2 protein-coding genes are annotated in these 2,523 nt (G+C 58.6%); one reads left to right on the forward strand and one right to left on the reverse strand.

Annotated features, from left to right (window positions below):
• Positions 1 to 187: 187 nt before the first annotated feature.
• Positions 188 to 379, forward strand: a complete 192-nt coding sequence (locus ACOCD2_RS16630) for a hypothetical protein (RefSeq protein WP_419625800.1) — start codon at positions 188 to 190, stop codon at positions 377 to 379.
• A 7-nt stretch (positions 380 to 386) separates the two neighbouring features.
• On the opposite strand, the gene ACOCD2_RS16635 is transcribed toward ACOCD2_RS16630, so the two are convergent.
• Positions 387 to 2,003: a portal protein gene (locus ACOCD2_RS16635; protein WP_419625801.1), complete on the reverse strand. Its 1,617-nt coding sequence runs from the start codon at positions 2,001 to 2,003 to the stop codon at positions 387 to 389.
• Positions 2,004 to 2,523 lie beyond the last annotated feature (520 nt).

The raw sequence follows: 2,523 nt of genomic DNA on the forward strand, positions 1-2,523 counted from the left end.
TGCATAGGCTGCTGCATAGGCTGCTGCATAGGCTGCTGCATAGGCTGCTGCATAGGCTGCTGCATAGGCTGCTGCATAGGCTGCTGCATAGGCTGCTGCATAGGCTGCTGAGGTTGGGGTAATGCCTGTACCGGCTGACCGTAAGCATCTACCGGCCACGCTTGCTGCGGCTGCTGATACTGTGGGTATGCCGGCGTATTCAAAGCTGGGTACGGCTGCGCAGGAGCAGGAGCAGGCGCAGGCGCAGGTGCAGGTGCAGGTGCAGGCGCAGGTGCAGGCGCAGGCGCAGGCGCAGGTGCAGGAGCAGGAGCAGGTGCAGGCTGTCCACCATACAGGGTCGAAACGGGATCTATGTTTTCAATTGTATTCTGAGACATAGGAACCTTTTACACGCTATGCGCAGAATTGTCAAATGCCCGTGTTGCCGCCTGAGCCGCAACCTCGTCCATCTGCTGCTGGCGCTGAACCGCTTGCGCCTGCTGGACCTCAACCTCATGCGCCTTCTGAGCCTCCTTGTCAGACCGCAGAACCTCATTCGGTAAATTCTCACCCGCCACGAATGCATCCAGCATCTTGTACGGATCCGCCTTGTACCGTACCTCCGGCCACAGCGACGCAAGGTTAGCAGAGAACTCCAACAGGCTCAGCAGCGCATCCTTGCCTTCTGCCTTCAGCGCACGAACCAGCGGCGACTGAAACGTCACAGCTACAGCCGTATCCGGATCCTGCAACTCTTCCGGGGGCGGCGGCAGCTCCCTGGACCTCAGCATAATCTCAAGAATACGATCGAACATCGGCGTCAGTAACTCAGCCGTGATCATGTCCAGCGCCGGAGAAAGCATCAGCAGGGATTCCGCATCCCGCATCCGCGCCTCTTCCGCCGTGATCCGTGCAGAACGGCCCAGCTCCATCAGGTGCAGGAAAATATCCACGTAGAAGGAATTACGAATCCGCTGCTCAACCCCGCGTATGTCATCCGCTATCGCGGCAATGTCAAAACGAATCTCATACACCGGGCGAAGACCCCCGTCCCTAAGATCCAATACCGTGGTATGCCCTCCGGGAACCAGCTCCTCAGACGTGCTGTTAATGTTCGCAGAGCCCACCGTAGGCGGGTTCACCAGCATGTCCAGCCCCCGGTACTTCTTCCGCTCTTCCTCCTGCAACATCGCCGCATCGCTTACGCACAGCATACCGGGAGAATCCACGCCATAATCCCCCTGCGGTGTGGTCTCCCACCGGGGAACCATCACAGGAAAACTGTAGAAACCCGACTCCTTCAGCAGCTGCTGGTTCTTAAAAGGCAAGTCCCCCAACGCAGTGGTAGCCTGCTCACCCACAAAAATGTGGCGGGAAATGACAGGGAACTTCCCCCGGTTCCCATAATCCCTCGAAATCGAGATCAGCACCTTAAACGGCTTGACAGGGTTGGTCTTCGCCACATGGTGCACCGTCTGCGGTGCACTCTCCGGATAGGCCCGAATAATATCAGATGCCCGCATAGCAACCATGTACTGAAAGATATCGACAACACCCTCATCGTTGCAGCTGAACACGTACGTACCCGCCTCGAACCGCTGAATACGAAAGCTGTGGTCCACGTTCTCAAAGATACCAAGGGCACTGGTACCGTAAGACCCCCACTCCCCGTAAACATACGGCAGGGCACTGTAGAGCTTTGCATCCTCGCACGCGGTAGCCACCTTCTGATTCACCTGGCGGCACCAGTCCATCACATTACGATTCGCCAGCAATGCCGTGTCCATGGGGGCATACCGGACCCACGGGCGTGTCGGCGGGCTTACCCCAGCCATCATACCCGCCTTGAATACCCGAAGGCTGAGCTGCGCCGTGCTGTTGATAATTGCTGAACGGTCGGGGACAGCACTCGACTCCCCCGGGGTAGCCATCCCGTCCTTGTAGCCAATGATGTACTCCGCCACCCGCGACCAGGGATCCTCCCAATGCTTCCGCTTGGTCAGCAGCTCATTGTAAATCGCCAAATCCCGCTGAACACCTGTCGGCATTACCAGAGCCCTGCTTTAAACTTACCGGTTTTCGGGTGCTGCCACGCGTTTGATTCCCCACCCGATCTGGCGTACTGATCAGCCAGCGGAAACCTGCTGTCCGCTTTCGGAGGCGTCGGGTGCTGCCACGCGTTTGATTCCCCACCCGATCTGGCGTACTGATCAGCCAGCGGAAACCTGCTGTCCGCTTTCGGAGGCGTCGGGTGCTGCCACGTGCCCTCTCGGGAAATCCCCGTCACAGACCCTCCGGGGTCCGTCGCTAACGACCCAAGCGGTGGCCTTGAGCGTGGCCGCATATAGCTGAACCACATCGACTGATCACCCAGCAGACCCCCGAGCTGAGACCCCGTGGATCCCGAAAAAGGCTGAACCGGTGCATTGGCCCGAGACGCGCTCTGCTGCTGCGCTATCGAAGGCTTTGGTGCTTTAGGAGAATGCACGGCGTTTAGGCTGCTCCCAGGGAAGCACAGGATAGACCTGTGCAGGCTTCGGGTTA

The organism is Thiolapillus sp., assembly GCF_048562965.1.
GTDB classification, from domain to species: domain Bacteria; phylum Pseudomonadota; class Gammaproteobacteria; order Chromatiales; family Chromatiaceae; genus Thiolapillus; species Thiolapillus brandeum_A.